13 protein-coding genes and 5 pseudogenes are annotated in these 17,643 nt (G+C 45.3%); 10 read left to right on the forward strand and 8 right to left on the reverse strand.

Features of this window, described 5'->3' with window-relative positions:
* Positions 1–105: 105 nt before the first annotated feature.
* The 3 genes and pseudogenes from QO187_RS11485 to QO187_RS11495 form a co-directional block, all read right to left on the reverse strand.
* Entirely contained in the window at positions 106–420 is a 315-nt protein-coding gene (locus tag QO187_RS11485) for a putative quinol monooxygenase (RefSeq protein ID WP_004812141.1), read from the reverse strand.
* A gap of 145 nt (positions 421–565) precedes the next feature.
* Positions 566–688, reverse strand: a pseudogene (locus QO187_RS11490) (metal-sensing transcriptional repressor); the annotation flags it as partial.
* Positions 689–981: 293 nt separating this feature from the next.
* Entirely contained in the window at positions 982–1,908 is a 927-nt protein-coding gene (locus tag QO187_RS11495; RefSeq protein WP_102094250.1) for an AraC family transcriptional regulator, read from the reverse strand.
* A 174-nt stretch (positions 1,909–2,082) separates the two neighbouring features.
* Here QO187_RS11495 and QO187_RS11500 point away from each other — a divergent pair, with 174 nt between their 5' ends.
* The 4 genes and pseudogenes from QO187_RS11500 (at position 2,083) to QO187_RS11515 (ending at position 6,557) form a co-directional block, all read left to right on the forward strand.
* Positions 2,083–3,177: an NADH:flavin oxidoreductase/NADH oxidase gene (locus tag QO187_RS11500; protein ID WP_102094249.1), complete on the forward strand. Its 1,095-nt coding sequence runs from the start codon at positions 2,083–2,085 to the stop codon at positions 3,175–3,177.
* A 76-nt stretch (positions 3,178–3,253) separates the two neighbouring features.
* Positions 3,254–3,988, forward strand: a complete 735-nt coding sequence (locus tag QO187_RS11505) for an SDR family oxidoreductase (protein WP_102094247.1) — start codon at positions 3,254–3,256, stop codon at positions 3,986–3,988.
* 25 nt (positions 3,989–4,013) lie between these two features.
* Positions 4,014–5,183, forward strand: coding sequence for an aldo/keto reductase (locus tag QO187_RS11510; protein WP_228153214.1), 1,170 nt, complete (start codon positions 4,014–4,016; stop codon positions 5,181–5,183).
* An 85-nt stretch (positions 5,184–5,268) separates the two neighbouring features.
* A pseudogene (locus tag QO187_RS11515) lies at positions 5,269–6,557 on the forward strand (ISL3 family transposase).
* A 590-nt stretch (positions 6,558–7,147) separates the two neighbouring features.
* On the opposite strand, the pseudogene QO187_RS11520 reads toward QO187_RS11515, so the two are convergent.
* Positions 7,148–7,282: pseudogene (locus QO187_RS11520) on the reverse strand (IS1 family transposase); the annotation flags it as partial.
* Positions 7,283–7,380: 98 nt separating this feature from the next.
* On the opposite strand from QO187_RS11520, the gene QO187_RS11525 reads away from it, so the two are divergent.
* From QO187_RS11525 to QO187_RS11535, 3 genes are all read left to right on the forward strand, one after another.
* A complete protein-coding gene (locus QO187_RS11525) occupies positions 7,381–9,192 on the forward strand; it encodes a monovalent cation:proton antiporter-2 (CPA2) family protein (protein ID WP_102094246.1) in 1,812 nt (603 codons plus the stop codon).
* A 278-nt stretch (positions 9,193–9,470) separates the two neighbouring features.
* The gene (locus QO187_RS11530; RefSeq protein ID WP_102094243.1) at positions 9,471–10,466 is read left to right on the forward strand and encodes a zinc-dependent alcohol dehydrogenase family protein; all 996 of its coding nucleotides are present in this window, start codon (positions 9,471–9,473) and stop codon (positions 10,464–10,466) included.
* Positions 10,456–11,472, forward strand: a complete 1,017-nt coding sequence (locus QO187_RS11535; RefSeq protein ID WP_102094242.1) for a zinc-dependent alcohol dehydrogenase family protein — start codon at positions 10,456–10,458, stop codon at positions 11,470–11,472. Before QO187_RS11530 ends, QO187_RS11535 begins: the two co-directional genes overlap by 11 nt.
* Positions 11,473–11,570: 98 nt before the next feature.
* On the opposite strand, the gene QO187_RS11540 is transcribed toward QO187_RS11535, so the two are convergent.
* Positions 11,571–12,470: a LysR family transcriptional regulator gene (locus QO187_RS11540; RefSeq protein WP_102094240.1), complete on the reverse strand. Its 900-nt coding sequence runs from the start codon at positions 12,468–12,470 to the stop codon at positions 11,571–11,573.
* 135 nt (positions 12,471–12,605) lie between these two features.
* On the opposite strand from QO187_RS11540, the gene QO187_RS11545 reads away from it, so the two are divergent.
* The gene (locus QO187_RS11545) at positions 12,606–13,346 is read left to right on the forward strand and encodes an SDR family oxidoreductase (protein ID WP_034617111.1); all 741 of its coding nucleotides are present in this window, start codon (positions 12,606–12,608) and stop codon (positions 13,344–13,346) included.
* A gap of 339 nt (positions 13,347–13,685) precedes the next feature.
* A complete protein-coding gene (locus tag QO187_RS11550; protein WP_102094237.1) occupies positions 13,686–14,684 on the forward strand; it encodes a zinc-binding alcohol dehydrogenase family protein in 999 nt (332 codons plus the stop codon).
* A 96-nt stretch (positions 14,685–14,780) separates the two neighbouring features.
* Here QO187_RS11550 and QO187_RS11555 read toward each other — a convergent pair.
* The 3 genes and pseudogenes from QO187_RS11555 to QO187_RS11565 all read right to left on the reverse strand — a co-directional run.
* A pseudogene (locus QO187_RS11555) lies at positions 14,781–14,969 on the reverse strand (hydrolase or metal-binding protein); the annotation flags it as partial.
* The gene (locus QO187_RS11560) at positions 14,969–15,895 is read right to left on the reverse strand and encodes an IS3 family transposase (protein WP_102094235.1); all 927 of its coding nucleotides are present in this window, start codon (positions 15,893–15,895) and stop codon (positions 14,969–14,971) included. The gene QO187_RS11560 and the pseudogene QO187_RS11555, both read right to left, overlap by 1 nt.
* Positions 15,896–16,831: 936 nt before the next feature.
* The gene (locus QO187_RS11565) at positions 16,832–17,290 is read right to left on the reverse strand and encodes a DIP1984 family protein (RefSeq protein ID WP_025651570.1); all 459 of its coding nucleotides are present in this window, start codon (positions 17,288–17,290) and stop codon (positions 16,832–16,834) included.
* A gap of 27 nt (positions 17,291–17,317) precedes the next feature.
* On the opposite strand from QO187_RS11565, the pseudogene QO187_RS11570 reads away from it, so the two are divergent.
* Positions 17,318–17,501 (forward strand): annotated as a pseudogene (locus QO187_RS11570) (DDE-type integrase/transposase/recombinase); the annotation flags it as partial.
* Between the last annotated feature and the right edge of the window lie 142 nt (positions 17,502–17,643).

The raw sequence follows: 17,643 nt of genomic DNA on the forward strand, positions 1-17,643 counted from the left end.
ACTATGATAGTCTTACTGAGTCAGACAAAGCTGCCTGACTCAAGCAATCCACTCTCCGATATAGTCGGGGCGGTTCACAAAATTTCAGGCAGCACCCTCATACATTTAAGCGTCGGTATGAGCTGGTAGTTTACTAGCCAAAACATCTACTTTTTCAATAGACGGTGGCTCTGAAAATAGCTCATCGGCCTGAGCCATCAAAGCAGCTGCAACTTTGCCAGATAAATGTGCTTGGCGACCCGCCTCATCAGGAAATGCATCAAAAATACCAAATGTTGTAGGTCCAAGACGTAGGCCAAACCACGCAACTGTCGCAGGTTCTTCCATTACAATAGGTAAACCGGCTTTAAGGAAAGCTTCCACTTCGTCTTCTTTACCCGGTTTAGCTTCAAGACGGACATATAAAGCTGTTTTAAGCATGACTAAAACTCCACAATTGATTAGAATGAAAACTGATTCTGACATTGCTAATGTATACATGTCAGAAAGTTTTGTTGTATAAAAGTTAAAAAAAATTTCCCCATAGCTGAGCCAAAATCTGGGTTTTTATTTCGACATAATGCTATTGTTGCAGAATTGCACCACATTCCACATTGTCTTCTAATGCTTTTTCAATCGCTTGCGTCTGACCTTTGATCTTTCTGACACGTAGAAGAATCTTTTTTTTGTCTTCAACCTGATTAGGCATCAGACCTCCTTATTTCTAGCATTAATACTAATGTACCCCATAGTATAAAAAAGGAATATTTTTTATAAACCTTAAAAATTTAGGTAGTGTTTCAAAAAGTATGCTGAGATTAAATGAAGTCACTATTGGCTCTGCAACTGGATGCCATAATTAACTTTCCGAATCTTTACAATAACTTATAAAATTGGGTAACCGGAATATCTGGTTGATTTATTAATTTGCACTCGGCATTAAAGGCTATTATCTCAACGGAATATCTGGTTGAAATTCGGTCGAAACTTTATCGTTACAACCTACCGCATGACACCCGCCTGCCTCAGTTGTTTTACATCTTTTCGGGGCGGTGCGCCGAATAAGCGGCGGTACTCCCGATTGAATTGAGAAGGGCTTTCATAACCCACAAACGAGCTGGCGGTTCCTGCATCGACATTTTGGTTGAGCATCAATTGCCGAGCCTCTTGCAGCCGCAGTTGTTTTTGAAACTGAAGCGGGCTAGTGCCGGTAATGGCTCGAAAATGCTGGCGAAAAGTGGATTGGCTCATGTGTACGTAGGCTGCCAACTCCTCCACTTGTAGTGTTTGTGCGAAGTGTTGCTTTAGCCAGGCAATGGCTTTTGTGATCTGATGGCTTGGCGATTCCGTGATCAGGAAATTTCTGAGCTGCGATCCGAGTGGGCCTGCCAGCAATCGCACTATAATTTCCTCTTTAATGAGAGGTGCTAGCTTGGGAGCTAACAGCGGTTCGCTAGTCAGCCTAACCAAGCGTGTAAGTGCATCTATCATGAGATCATCTAGCGCTGCCACCGTAATAGGCTGAGAGGTGGAGTTTCGCTGAAGAGGAGGTAAATCCATTTCCGAAGCCGCCTGAACGATAGTTCGTACGTCCATAGTTAACATAAGGCCCAGGAAAGGGTCTTTGATTCGAGCCTGGGTAATGTGAGAGATCACAGGTAGGTCGATCGTCGTGAGCATACAATCTCCTCTACCGTATTCGAGCAGTGCGTCTCCCAGCATGACTTGCTTGCCACCTTGTGCCACTACCCCCAAGCCCAGCGTATAGATACAGTGCACAGGCTCCGTTGGGGTACGCCTCCGATGGAGTGAAAGCCCTGGTATAGCCGTGGCGTAGTCACCATCACTTTGGGCAATAGTTTCAATAGTGTTGGCCAACGTACCAATCGGAGAGGATCCGTTGTTATAAGCCACATAGTGTTGCTGCATGCCTAGCGTCCATATCATCTAAGTATCAACAGTATAACACTGACCAACACCTCATTTTCTTGTTTATGATTAGCATTCGTCGTTTTAGGCAATGATGCGCTTGAATTTGGCAACTCCAGAGACAGTTACCTGGTTATGATGAGGCACTATCAGTAATCAGTCTCGGGGTAGCCAATGCCTTCTCTCTTCTCACCATTCAATCTCAAGCGAATTACGCTGAGAAACCGTATCGCAGCCTCGCCTATGTGCCAATACCAGGCCCAAGACGGGTTCTTGAACGAATGGCACAAGACTCACTACACCATGCTCGCCCGTGGTGGCGTGGGTTTATTGGTCGTCGAAGCCACAGCCGTCTCCCCGGAAGGCCGCATTACCCCAGGCGATGCGGGTCTGTGGAGCGACGCTCAGGTTGAAGGCTTCGCGTCTGTTGCGCAATCGATCAAATCCAACGGTGCCGTACCTGGTATTCAGCTCGGCCATGCCGGTCGTAAGGCCGGTTGCACGCCGCCTTGGGAGGGGGGCGCTCCGTTAGCGAAAACCGACCCGCAAGCATGGCAACCCGTGGCCCCGAGTGCACTGTCCTATATGCCTGAGTCACCACACCTACCCATAGCGATGACGCTCACTGACATTCAACGAACCCAGCAGAATTTTGCGGACGCCGCCCGACGGGCCTACGAAGCGGGTTTTGAATGGCTAGAGCTGCATTTTGCTCACGGCTTCCTGGGGCAGAGCTTTCTTTCCCAGCACTCTAACCGCAGAACCGACCACTACGGTGGGTCGCTGGAAAACCGTGCCCGCTTTTTGGTGGAGACCGTCACAGCGGTTCGCAATGTCTGGCCGAATGACTTGCCCTTGACCATACGACTTGGAGTTACGGAATTCGATAACGGTACAGAACACTCGTTTAGCGAAGCCCTTCAAGTGCTGCGCTGGTTCAAAAGCCTGGGTGTGGATTTGGTTGATGTCGGACTTGCGCTATCGACACCAGACGAGCAGGTGCCGTGGGGGCCCAACTTCATGGTGCCCTATGCAGAACGGGTTCGCGCCGAAACCGGGCTGGCGGTAGGCACAAGCTGGATGATCACCCGTGCCAAAGATGCCGACGCGTTTATCCGAGACGAACAGGTGGATGTGGTGTTCTTCGCCCGTACGCTGTTGGCCAATCCGCACTGGCCGTTCCAAGCGGCCCGAGATATGGGAATTGAACAGTCTGAGGTAGTTTTACCTACGCCCTACGCTTTTTGGCTACAAAACTGGACATGTTAAACGACGCAGATTCAGTACTGATTGGCTTGGTGACCCGAGAGAATTTTAACACTAACTAGGAAATAAAGAGGTGATGATGAATACCCAACCAAAGACTGCTCGAGTGGCGGTGATCACTGGCGCATCGTCAGGAATCGGTGAAGCAACGGCCCGTGCCCTAGTGGCAGATGGCCATCAAGTAGCGTTACTGGCTCGGCGTGTTGACCGCCTTCAAGCCTTAGTCGATTCGCTCGGCGACGCCGCCATCGCGATTCAGGCAGATGTCACTGATCGTGACTCGATCGTTGCGGCGGCCGAACGTGTCCAGCGTGAGCTGGGTGGGGCTGACATCCTTATTAACAATGCGGGCGTCATGCTCACTGCGCCGTTTAGTAAGGAACAGCATGCAGAGCACCGCCAAATGGTAGAGGTGAATCTTCTTGGTGCAATGACCGTCACCGACGTGTTCCTTGAACAGCTACGCGCTAACGGTGGCGGAGATTTGGTCAATATTTCATCGGTCGCTGGTCGTATAGCTCCTGCCGGTTTTGCTGCCTATTCGGCTACAAAATGGGGCATCAACGGCTGGTCAGAGTCACTGCGCGTCGAGCTTCAGCCTGACATTCGAGTAATGGTTATTGAACCAGGCGCTATTGCTACTGAGCTGGCGGATCATATTACTCATGATGACAGCAAAAAAGCAGCTAAAGACTCTCTGGATTGGGCCATTCCTGCCCAAGATATTGCCGAAGTCATTTCGTTCGCTATCAGCCGTCCGCAACGCGTGACGTTAAACGAAATTCTCGTACGTCCCACGGTCCAGTATATGTAAAACCACTTCTAGTGAGGTTAAATTTATGAACAACAGTGAAAGCGTTACTAAGCAAACTGAATCAAACATCGCAAATCCTGACCGCCGTAACTTAATAATCAAGGCCGCCTCGCTCGGGGCCGGTCTCGCGGTAGCGACAACATCATGGGCGGCATCGGACAACCGAAAAACAGGTGATGCAGTGAGGGCTCCATCTCACTCAGGAGAGTCCGGTATGCCTACCCGGCATCTTGGAGATTTAGCCGTGTCTGCGCTGGGCGCGGGTTGTATGAGTATTAGTGCCAACTACGGTCCACCGGCAGATAAAAACCAAGGTATAGAAACTCTCCGTACGGCTTACGAAAAAGGGGTTACGTTTTTTGATACAGCTGAAGTGTACGGGCCGTATACCAATGAAAAGCTAGTTGGTGAGGCTGTAGCACCGTTCCGCAACAAGGTCGCCATTGCGACTAAATTTGGTTTTGACATCAAGAACGGAGGGCTTAACAGTCGTCCCGAAAACATCAAACGAATGGTGGAGGAGTCACTCGGGCGCCTGAGAACGGATCGCATTGATTTGCTTTACCAGCATCGCGTTGACCCATCGGTCCCAATTGAAGAAGTGGCAGGGGCTGTTAAAGACCTGATTAATCAGGGAAAGGTGCTTCACTTCGGGCTATCAGAGGCAAGTGCAACGACTATCCGCCGAGCGCATGCCGTTCATCCGTTAGCTGCCGTGCAGACCGAATATTCGTTTATGGAGCGCAGTCCAGAAACAAACGACGTTCTTGCCATTTGTGAAGAATTAGGCATCGGCTTCGTCCCCTGGGGGCCAGTAGGCATGGGCTTCCTGCCTGGCAAGATGTGGGCCAATACGAGCTTTGATCCCCAAACGGATCTTCGCGCTGGCTTTGATCGATTCTCCGAAGAGAGCCTAGCTGCCAATCAACCCGTCATTGATGTGCTTTGGAAGCTAGCAGAACAGAAGCGCGTTAGTCCTTCGCAGATCGCACTTGCTTGGCTGTTGGCACAGAAGCCCTGGATTGTTCCCATTCCCGGGACACGGAATGTTAATCACCTGCATGAAAACTTGGGTGCTCTCAATGTAGAGCTCACACCTACCGATATTCGTGAACTGGATGCCGGGTTTGCAAGGCTGACAGTGCACGGTGGCCGAATGAATGAAGCTCAAATGCAGCTAGTTGACCAAACATAAAAGCGACCAACTACAGAGCATGTGAATAAGATATGCAGTTGAAGCTAAGAGGGGTATAAAGCAAATACTATACGGTGCCTACCGCATGACCGAAATGCCCGACAACATCCTGCACTTGCCTGAATATCTGGTGCTGGGCTACAAATCCAACGACGACGATATGCATTTCCAGGTGAACGCGCCTGATCCCATCGCCTGTGAGGAATGCGGCGTACAGGGTGAGTTCGTGCGGTTCGGCAAGCGTGATGTTCCCTATCGTGATTTGCCCATCCACGGCAAGCGAGTCACGCTCTGGGTGGTCCGCCGCCGGTACGCCTGCCGAGCCTGCAAGACCACCTTCAAGCCCAAGCTTCCGGAAATGGTGGACAGTTTCCGCATGACGCTTCGGCTGCATGAGTACGTGGAGAAAGAATCCTTCAATCACCCCTACACCTTCGTGGCTGCCCAGACCGGTCTGGACGAGAAGCGGTACGCGACATCTTCAATACCCGCGCCGCGTTTCTGGGGCGCTGGCACCGCTTCGAGACGCCCCGCATTCTGGGCATCGACGAGCTGTACCTGAACAAGTGCTACCGCTGCATTCTGACCAACATCGAGGAGAAAACTCTGCTCGACCTGTTGACTGCCCGCCGTCAGGACGTGGTGAGCAATTACCTGATGAAAATGAAAGACCGCCAGAAGGTCGAGATCGTCAGCATGGACATGTGGAATCCCTACCGGACAGCGGTCAAGACGGTGCTGCCACAGGCCCGCATCGTGGTTGATACGTTCCATGTGGTGCGCATGGCCAACTATGCCTTGGAGAAAGAGCGCAAGGGCATCAAAAAGGAGCTGAAACCCTCCCAGAGCCGAACCCTCAAGGGAGACCGGAAAATTCTACTGAAACGCGCCCACGAAGTCTCAGACCGGGAACGGCTCATCATGGAGACCTGGACAGGCGCATTCCCTTAACTGCTGGCCGCCTACGCGCACAAGGAACGCTTCTACGGCATCTGGGACGCCATCACACGGCCCCAGGCAGAAGTCGCTCTGGACGATTGGATAGCCAGCATCCCGAAGGGACAGAAGGAAGTCTGGAGCGATTTGGTCAGGGCGGTGGGAAAGTGGCGCGAAGAGATCATGACCTACTTTGAGACGGGCATGCCCGTCACCAACGCTTACACGGAGTCCATCAACCGACTGGCCAAGGACAAGAACCGGGAGGGACGTGGCTACTCCTTCGAGGTGATGCGGGCACGAATGCTCTACACCACGAAGCACAAGAAGAAGGCCCCAACTGCGAAGGTCTCTCCGTTCTATAAGAAAACCATCGGTTACGGTCTGCCGGACTTAGCCGAGGAACTCAACTACGGGGTCGATCTATCAACCATCTGAGGGCGGTAACCGGTTAGTGGGAAAAATTTACCTCATCAACCATTAAATCCGTATACCCATAAAATTAAACTTCTGACATACTCCCCCCCACTTTCGACTAACTCTTTACGAAACAGGTTTCTCAGAGATTTTAAAAGCAAAAGCTCTTAGGCGACTTTCTCACAGATTTAGGCATGCTTTCTGCTTCACAAGGCGACCTTTACCGCATCTTTCCTCCACAGACAAAGTGGTATGTCCTACCGCTAGAATATTGCGAGAAGCATTAGGGCGTGTTGAACATTCGACCATGGCACTGACAGCGACTATTTTTTAGGCGATTCGATGTTAAAAATAATAAGTTTAGTCATTCTAAGCGCTTATTTTTAACGGTGAAGCGGCAAAAAAGAGTTCTGTCCCCTGCTTTTATCGTTGGGTCTGATGCTAAAATTGCCCCATACTGCGTTACAAATCTCGCTAAGGCATCTGCATTATCGTCGCTTTGTGCCTTGTCTGGAACAATTTTAGCGATCAGCAGTGCCTATTTGCGAATGTTCAACACGCCCTAATATCCTTATTCTTGCTAAAGCCACACTCAATACTGAACTAACACATCTAATTCGATGCCTTATTTTGCAATTATTTCCCTCAACACCTATAGTGAAAAACTTACCAATACTTTGCTAACAGTCTTTAAATGCAGTGATAAAATTATCCCATTGATTACTTGAAATTCGGATATAGTGAATAACTGTTTCAACTAACTACAAACCTGTTGCACTTGTGTTTTGAATCTACTTTCTATACTTGAAGTGTCAACAGACTCTATACAAAATCTGAGAAATATATGAGTGCAGAAGCCACATCTATCAGCCTTCTATCCCCTGTCATACTGCTCACAGCGGCAGTGATCTCAGTCCCTTTAATCAAGCGCCTAGGATTAAGCTCGGTATTGGGATATTTAATTGCAGGATTAATTATTGGTCCATTTGGACTAGCGTTTTTCTACGATTCTGAGTCTATTCTGCATGTTGCTGAGCTTGGTATTGTGATGTATCTGTTTGTGATTGGACTAGAAATGCGTCCATCGTATTTATGGAGTTTAAGAAAAGAAATTTTTGGATTAGGCACATTACAGATTAGTGCCTGTTCATTGGGGTTAATGGCGGTAGGCTTGGCCTATGGCTATTCTTGGCAAGTGAGTTTTGTATGTGCTGCAGGCTTTGTACTCACCTCGACTGCAATTGTGATGCAACTTTTGGGAGATCGTGGAGACATTGCTCAACCACGAGGACAAAAAATTGTCTCGATCCTGCTGTTTGAAGATTTATTGATTGTCCCTTTATTGGCAATTGTCGCTTTTATCGCACCGAATCATGTTGTTGAAAGTACTTCTGCGCGTTTGCAGAGCATCGGAATTGGTTTAATATCAATTGCAGGTTTAATCGCTGCAGGCTATTGGTTGCTTAACCCTTTATTTCGCTTATTAGCCGCAGCCAAAGCCCGTGAAGTCATGACTGCAGCAGCACTCTTGGTGGTGCTCGGCGCAGCATTACTGATGCAAGTTAGTGGCTTATCGATGGCAATGGGGGCATTCCTTGCAGGGGTATTACTCTCCGAATCCACTTTTCGCCATGAGATTGAAGCAGATATTGAACCGTTTCGTGGCATATTGCTCGGATTATTTTTTCTAGGCGTAGGCATGTCATTAGACCTTAACGTCATAAAAAATAACTGGGCGTTAATTTTAAGTGCTGTAATTCTGCTGATGTTTGTCAAAGCATCCATCATTTATCTGACTGCACGCCTGGCCAAAAGTTCACACTCTGAAGCACTCGATCGCGCATTACTAATGGCTCAAGGGGGGGAGTTTGCTTTTGTACTCTTTACTGCCGCCATGAGTGCTCAAATCATTAGTGCTGAGGAAAGCTCAAACCTGACTGCAATTGTAATCTTGTCGATGATTTTGACCCCCATCATAGGCATTCTGTTTAAACGTTTTATCCAAACTACAGAACAAACTTCTTTAGAAAATATCCGTATTGCTGAAGGACTTTCTGGAAAAGTACTGATGATTGGTTTCGGTCGTTTTGGACAAGTCTCCAGTCAATTGCTGCTTGCTCGAGGCATTGATGTGTCCATCATTGATAATGATATCGATATGATTCAAAACGCTGAAAGATTTGGATTTAAAATTTATTATGGCGATGGTTCTCGTTTAGATATTTTACATGCCTCTGGAGCAGATACGGCTGAAGCCATTGTTGTTTGCGTAGACCACAAAGAAACGACGAATAAGATCGTAGAGTTGGTGCAACATGAATTTCCTATGGCCAAGTTACTGGTTCGCTCTTATGACCGTGAGCATGCGCTGCATTTAGCAAAACAAAATGTGGATTACATGATACGCGAAACTTTCGAGTCGGCAATGCTATTTGGCGGTGCAATTTTAGAAGAAATGGGTGTTGACCAGAGTGATGTTGAAGAAATTAGCCAAGAAATCCGAGAACTAGACAAAGAACGTTTTGGAACTGAAACTGCAGCAGATGATGTCTATGCTGGTATCGGCTTGCAATATACAGGACCGCGTCCGACTGCACCTTTAATTACACCAAAGCACACAGGGCAAATTCTAAATGAAGATGGCACTCAACCTTGACTACTCCACCGGCAATATTCCCCCCGATTGATGAAAGCTCGGTTATATAAAGACCAATTGGTTGTACGATAAATTTTAGGTGCAGGATTATTCATTTGAAAATTATATTGTGGCATAAGCCTTAGAAATAGTTTTGTGCAACAAAGCCTATTTTTAGTGAGCGGATGATATTTATTATTCATTATTTAGGAATTATTAAATCCTATAAATATCATTTATTGGATTAATTTACTTTGGTATTGTGCATGTCATCCCCCAGTTAAAAATAAGGAACAACTATGAATAAGATGATGAATGCGCTTATCCTAGAAAATTTTGGTGATCATGAATTTAAACGTGTAGAACTCCCTATACCTCAACCAGAGGCTGGGCAAGTTCTAGTACGTATTCATGCCAGTGGTGTAAACCCTATTGATTATAAAATTCGTCTTGGTGAAGCAACATATGCTATGCCAGAGCTTCCTGCCGTGTTGGGAACGGATATGGCTGGAGTTGTAACTGCTGTGGGTGAAGGTGTCACCCACTTCAACGTCGGAGATGAAGTTTACGGTCTGATTGGTGGCGTTCGTGGTCTTCAAGGATCTTTAGCAGAATATGTTGTAGCAGATGCTGATCTGATCGCATTAAAGCCACGGAATATCTCTATGCGCGAGGCAGCAGTACTACCATTGACGTTCCTCACCGCTTGGGAAGGTTTAGTGGATAATGCGAAGGTCCAACCAGGGCAAACTGTACTGGTTCAAGGTGGTGCTGGTGGCGTTGGTTATATGGTGGTTCAGCTTGCAAAAGCACTTGATGCAAATGTTTGGGCGACTGGTCGTACAGCTGATCAATCACTGATTTCAGAACTCGGTGCAACACCTCTCGATTACACAACAGCATCTTCCGATGACATTATTGCTGCAAGCCCTGAGGGTCAAGGTTTTAACATTGTTTATGATACTGTGGGTGGTCCAGTACTCGAAGCTTCACTTTCCATGACGACTCACTATGGCCACATCACCAGCTGTGCTGCATTTGGCAATCATAATTTAGCGAATTCATCTCTACGGTGTGCCACAGTGTCTGGCGTATTCGTCCTAATGCCGACGTTAACAGGCAATCGCCGTTCTCATCATGGTGATGTCCTTAAGACCGCGACTCGTCTCGTTGAGGAAGGTAAACTGCGTGCTATTGTTGATCCTCGTCATTTTACTCTAGACCAAGCGATTGAGGCTCATGATGCTGTTCAAGATCGCTCTGCTAATATTAAGGTAGTTATCGATGTCATTTAACGCACTTCAGGCCAAGACTTGGCGCTTCAATTGTATTGGAGATACAGATGTTCTGACATTAGAAACACTTCCTGTTGCTTTACCAGCCGCAGGAGAAGTTCTAATACAGATGAAAACGATCGGACTCAACCGGGCCGATGTAATGTTTCGGCGTGGTACTTATATTCAAAAGGCAGTATTCCCTTCTCGTCTGGGATATGAGGGAGCAGGCATAGTTCTTGCGATAGGTGAAGGTGTACGCCAATTTTCTCCAGGAGATGCAGTATCGATTCTTCCGACTGACAATCTAGCCAAATATGGGACATATGCGGACAAGCTTCTGATTCCAGAAACTTTTTTAGTTCACAAACCCGATAGTTTAAGCTGGGAAGAAGCTTCTTCAATCTGGATGCAGTATTTGACGGCTTGGGGTGGTGTAATCCATGCTGGTGGATTATCGAAAGGAAAAACGATCTTGATCACAGCAGCTTCAAGTAGCGTAGGACTAGCTGCGATACAGATCGCTGAAGCAGCGGGTGCTAAGGTCATTGCAAGTACACAGACGATAGAGAAAAAGCAACGTTTACTGGATCTCGGTGTTAAAAATGTTATAGCCAGTGAAGATGAACCCGATTTGTATGAGGCGCTTGTTTCACGTTTGGGTGGAGAACATCTTGATGTCGCCTTCGATGCTGTAGGAGGGCCACATATTGAACAAATTGCAAAAGCGATGTCGGTAGGAGGAACGATGGTTATGCATGGTGCACTTAGCCCGGAGATCACACCATTCCCCCTTAAAGTTGCATTACGCAAGAGCTTAACCATGCGAGGTTTTTTGTTCCTTGAGGTTCTCCATGACCCTGTTCTAAGGGAGCAAGCCAGACGATTTATTCTGAGCAGTATAGGTGCAGGATATCTTCGTCCAGTGATCGACCGTTGCTTTAACTTTGAGGACATGCATGACGCTCAGCGCTATCTTGAATCAAATCAGCAAATAGGAAAAATCGTAGTTACTCTGAATACATGATGGTCTTATCTGATTTCTACTTTCTAGAAAAAAGGTTAGGCGTGTCCCTAATTCAAGCGTTTATGACTAAATGGGGACACGCCCTAGTTCCATCTGATTCAGGTTTCTATACGGCCCAGCACTTCCACTAAGTAATCAAACAATGCTCGGATTCGCAAAGGTGTCGGGCCCCGCTGTGGACGATATAAATACAGGCGCCAAACGGGAGAGGCTTCCTCATGAAGTATATGAATGAGCTTACCACTCCTAAGCCACGGCAAAACTAGAAATCCAGGCATGTGTCCGAATCCAACTCCAGCGAGAATAGCTTGAAATTCAGCTTCTAAATCATCTGTAATAAAACGAGGCTTTGATGGCGTAAAGCTTCGACTTTCGGTGAATGTCCATGGCCAGTAACGCCCTGTTTTATGATCGAATAGTGCTGTTAGAGGGTATTTATCAAGGTCAATAATTTTTTTGGGCATTCCAACCTTATCAATTAACTCTGGCGTACCCACAGAATAAAATTTCACTTTAGCCAATTCCCTTGCCACATATCGATTGTCCGGCAAAAATCCAAATCTGATCCCGATATCTATCCGCTCATCGATCACATCCGAGTGTGAATCTGTTAGCACACAATCCACGACAATATCTGGATAACGTGTGGCAAATTCTGCTAGTGCAGGTACTACCACTTTACGCCCTAACACAGACGACACAGTAAGACGGACAGTCCCACGCATCTCATCTCGTTTTTCCTTGGTGTCTTTTACAAGCAAAGCATCGATCGATTCCACCGCAAGACGTGCTTGCTTTGCCAGACGCTCACCATCAGCGGTAATTTTAATTTGTCGAGTACTCCTGTAAAACAAAATCTCCCCGCGCTGCTCTTCTAGCTCTTTTATTGCCCGTGTCACTACCTGTGGGGAAATACCCAGCTGAGTTGCTGCCTCTTTAAAATTTCGAGACTCTGCTGCGACACAAAAGATACGCATCATTTCCAATTTGTTCTGCATGTCCAATCCTGTGTTATGCTAATTATTCCGCAAATAGGAATTCTGAAAGATAATATTATTCATTTATTATACCTAACAAGGCTGTAATACTTAACCCATCAAATATGATTGACAGATAGGTTGAAGGTTACTTGTATGAATAATATAGAAAATAAAGTTATTGTTATCACTGGTGCAAGTAGTGGTTTAGGTGAAGCTACTGCTCGCTTACTTGCTAAAAAAGGTGCAAAGGTTGTACTTGGTGCTAGACGTACTGAAAAATTAGAGGCTATTGTTCACGACATTCGTGCTGAAGGTGGTCAAGCTGAATTTATTGGTATGGATATAACCAAACCACATGAAGTACAAGCACTTATTGAAAAGGCATTAAGCGCATTTGGTCAAATCGATGTATTGGTAAACAATGCTGGATTAATGTCTATTGCACCATTAAGTGAGCTAAAAGTTGATGAATGGGATCGTATGATCGACATTAATATTAAAGGTGTTCTTTATGGTATAGCAGCTACCCTACCTGTTTTCCAAAAACAAAACTTTGGACACTTTATTAATCTCGCATCTGTTGCAGGGTTAAAAGTATTTAGTCCAGGAGGTACTGTTTATAGCGGTACTAAGTTTGCTGTAAGAGCCATCTCTGAAGGCCTTCGTCATGAAGTTGGGGGAACAATTAGAACGACTACTATTGAGCCTGGTGCAATTGAGTCAGAACTAAAATTCGGTTCTTCTCATAAAGAAAGTTCAGAGTTTGTTACTGATTTCTACAAACAAGCCATACCAGCTGACTCAGTCGCTCGAGCAATTGCTTATGCAATTGAACAGCCTGCGGATGTAGATATTAATGAAATTGTTTTGCGCCCAACGAGCCAAGAGTTTTAATTATTGAATAACATAAAATGGGAGCACTTCGCTCCCATTTTTACTAGGGCGTGTTGAACATTCAAATGTGGCACTGGCGGCGGCTATTTTTCAGGCAATACGCAGTGAAATTTTCGAAGCCTAGTTATTCTAGGATAGACAATTTCGCCATGTATTGGCAAAAAAGAGCCCCGCCCCGAAGGGCTGATGCTAAAATCACCCCAAACGGTGTTGTAAACCTAGCTAAGGCCTCGACATTATCGTCGGTTTACGCCTAGTTTGGTGCGATTTTATCTATCAGCAGTCCTAATATTTGAATGTTCAACACGCCCTATATTTTTTAAAGTTAAGGACAAATCTATGAAAGCCGTATCGTATGTTATCAATAACCATGATGATTTTAAAAATTCATTGGTAGATATTGAAAAAGCGAAGCCTACGCTTAAGGAGCGTGATGTACTGGTAAAAGTTCAGGCAATCTCTGTGAATCCAGTTGATACCAAAGTGAGAAAAAATTCGTCTGAAGCAAATAATCGTATTTTAGGTTGGGATGCCGTTGGGGAAATTATTGAAGTTGGCTCAAAAGTTACCTCGTTTAAAGTAGGAGATTCTGTTTGGTATGCTGGCGATTTAACCCGAGATGGTAGTAATGCTGAGTATCAAGCAGTCGATGAACGAATTATCAGTCTTAAACCAATTACAGTATCTAATGCAGAAGCAGCAGCATTGCCATTAACTGCAATAACGGCATGGGAAATGCTGTTTGATCGGTTTCAAATTTCAGAAACAGAAGTTGGCAGTATTTTAATTATTGGTGGTGCAGGTGGTGTAGGATCAATCGCTATCCAACTCCTAAAAGCAAAAACAAATCTGACCGTTATAGCAACAGCTTCACGTGAAGAAACGAAATCTTGGGTGGAATCACTTGGTGCCGACCATGTCATTGATCATAGCAAAGATTTAAATGCACAAATCGAGACACTAGGCATTGCAAAACCAAAATACGTATTCTCTACAAATCATACAGACACCTATATCGAGCAAATAGTTTCTCTGATTGCACCACAAGGCAAGCTTGGATTGATCGATGATCCACAAACCTTTGATATTATGCCGTTTAAGACTAAATCTATTTCTATCCATTGGGAGTTGATGTTCACCCGTTCAATGTATGAAACCGATGATATTGAAAAGCAAGGTGATCTGTTGCAACAGGTTGCCCAATTAGTTGACCAGCAAAAAATTAGAAGTACCCTCAACCAAAATCTAGGCAAAATTAACGCTGCAAACTTGGAAAAGGCGCATAAGTTACTTGAATCAGGCAAGTCGAAAGGCAAAATTGTACTAGAAAACTTCTAAAATAAGGAAGCCCAAGCTCCCCTCAATTAGTGACTAGCCAACTTGTTCAGAATCCATTAATTGACTTACCAAGCTGACTAGATAATTCAACTGTGCTCAATTCACAGCTCTGATACTCTGCTGCAATCCCTGCTGAATATCCTGCACAACCCCTTCATGCGAAGCTTGTTGCTCTACCAAAAAGCTTCGCTCTTGTTCAGGATAATATTCCTCTAACACATCTAGCCCTTCCTCTATATCCGTTTCAAACCTTGCATTCGCAAAACCTGAACTATAGTGGTCAACTAATTTAGGACACCTTCTAAGAGGTTTTTATTAAAGTAACGTTTTTCTGTTTCTACTGGTGTTAAATAATTGTTGAAGCTATGCGGTCTCACGGTTTGATAGTAGCCCCAGATATAATCACTAATGGCGCTCGATGCTTCAGCGATATCCTCGTAACCGCCCTTTGGCATCCACTCGGTTTTAAAGCTCCTAAAGAAGCGTTCAGTTGGCGCGTTATCCCAACAATTTCCACGACGGCTCATACTTTGTGCCATACCGTCGCAATCAGCTATCGCGTCAACGAACTCTTTACTGGTGTAATGCGTGCCTTGGTCAGAGTGGAACAGCACACCGCTTGGTTTAAGGCGAGTCTGATACGCCATCTTTAGCGCTGATGCGGTCAAGGTGCTATTAGGTGAATCGAATACGCTAAAGCCAACCACACGGCGAGCAAACAAGTCTAAAACAACCGCTAAGTAGCACCAGCCACTTTTGATACGGATGTAGGTCACATCGCCTGTCCAGACTTGATTAGGCGCATCTGGGTTAAAGTTTCGGTCTAAAAGGTTGTCATAGGTTATATGCGCCTCGTCAGCGTGTTTGTATTTGTGGGTCTTGAGCTGGCAGCTGACTAAACCCATTCGCTCCATAAGCTTAGTCGCTAAGTAACGCGTTAGCTTAATGCCATACTCGTTAGCTAAAATGGCAACTATAGTCCGAGCCCCTGCTGATTGCTTTGAGTCGTTGAATATTTGGCGTATTAAAGACTGGAGTTTGACTCGCTCAACATCAATAGGCTTAGTCTTAATACCATAGTAGTAACTACTTCTAACCACATCAAACAAGTCACACAGCTTCTTCTTACTTAATCTTTTGTCCTGCTCTGCCAGCTTTTTAATCAACGATAGACGTTGAGGTTGTCCGATGCCAGCAGAGCTGAAGCCCACTCGAACATAGCTCTCCCCTTGCGTCGGGGCGAAGCAGTGCTTCGCTTAATCCCTCCTCATTTAGGATATCTTTCTCTATCTTAAGCTGTCTGACTTCTCGCTCAAGCTCTTGTATGCGGCTCCGCTCATTATCGTCGACTGCTTATTCGATAAAGATGGCAGTTTATTAGAAACAGCGCAGGTTAAATAACTTCCAGTATAGCTATGGAGCTGTAGTAGATAAGACTTTAAATAACACACCTTTTTCTCAAACTTTTAAGCTGCTCATGCTGCTGGCCATTTGCTCAGCCAGTTTTTTAATGTCAGATTGAGTAGTCATTGCTTATTCTCCTGCTATTGGATTATAAGTAGTTACACAGTTTTTAGGAAAAGCTTCTCAATCTGGCATTAAGTTACTGATTCATTTCGGGTATACCCGAGTGGAAACAGCTATATCACCCTTTAAGCCCATTGATAGACCGTTTAAAATAGACTAATGCAGTAAAACCACTTCAAGCGTACTATTATTACGCCTATAATCTATTGTAAGTATGCCTATGATAAACCGATTTCACTGGTTCGGTACCCTAGTGAGGACTTGAATGGAGTCGTGGATTAGAGAGGTTTAACACGGGGTGTTGAGTTTGGTAAATGCGTAGTACTCGTAGATGACGCTCTTGATAATCGGCGTATCAAGAGGCATTAAACGTAAAGTTGAAACCGACTGTCAGTATCTGGTAGTAAGGTCTAAGTAGTACCTTGTGAGCTGTGACGTGTTCGGGGCATAAGTAGTAAAAAAAGCGTCTACCCGCAACGCATGACAAACACTACAGTATGTTTTCAACCCCCTGTTGTGTAGGTAAGGGGTCTGACACTCGCCCAATCGGTTCCAATAGGTGGTTCTATTCATTTATGACTATAAGAATAGAAAATTATAAATTTAGTAGTCTACAAATCTTATTCAACAAGGTTAATTTGCCAGTTATTGGCTTGAATGACAATATTAATTTTGCGTAGTTTCATCGCCAGGTCATCGGCTTGCTTTTGTAACCCAGCTACTGAGACCATAATATTCCATTTAATTTCACGATGACTATAACGATCTGCCTCAGTGTCGGTCGCTTCAATTGCTTCAATTAATAGTTTGTGGCGCATCTCCAACGCCTCGCGTTCAACCAATAGCGTCAGCATTGATTGATCTTTATCCGTCTTAGCAACTGCATTGGTACGGTGAATACGTTCAATCAAAGTAGATAGCTCAGTAATGACTTGACTAGCCTCAATCATTAGATGACTTGGATCTTCATTTGGCGTATCGCCTTCTTGAACTTTAGCATTACTACGAATACGTCCTTTAATTTGAGCAAGTTTTTTTTGCATATCGCTACGAATAAGTAGGGCTTCTGCGAGTTTCATTTTTAGCTCCTTTTAACACCTTATTAGTATACTGCGTTTATTATAGATGTGTTTGTCCGTAGTATTGTTGGCTGGAAGGTGTCTAATCGTATGAACATCGATATGATGATGGCAGCGTTAAATCAAGCCATTGCAGACAGAAACAACCCAAAAGACGTTATTCATCGTAGTGATAGAGGCGTTCAGTATTTATCTATTCGTTATACTGATCAGATGGCTGATTCTGGCGTTATTACCTTTGTTGGAACGCGGGTAATTCATATGATAATGCATAGTACGATTGGTTATGTATCACCTTTTGAGTTTGAAAAGCAATATTATGATAGTCTTAATGAGTCAGGCAAAGTTGCCTG

The organism is Psychrobacter sp. Arc9, assembly GCF_041431295.1.
Lineage (GTDB): Bacteria > Pseudomonadota > Gammaproteobacteria > Pseudomonadales > Moraxellaceae > Psychrobacter.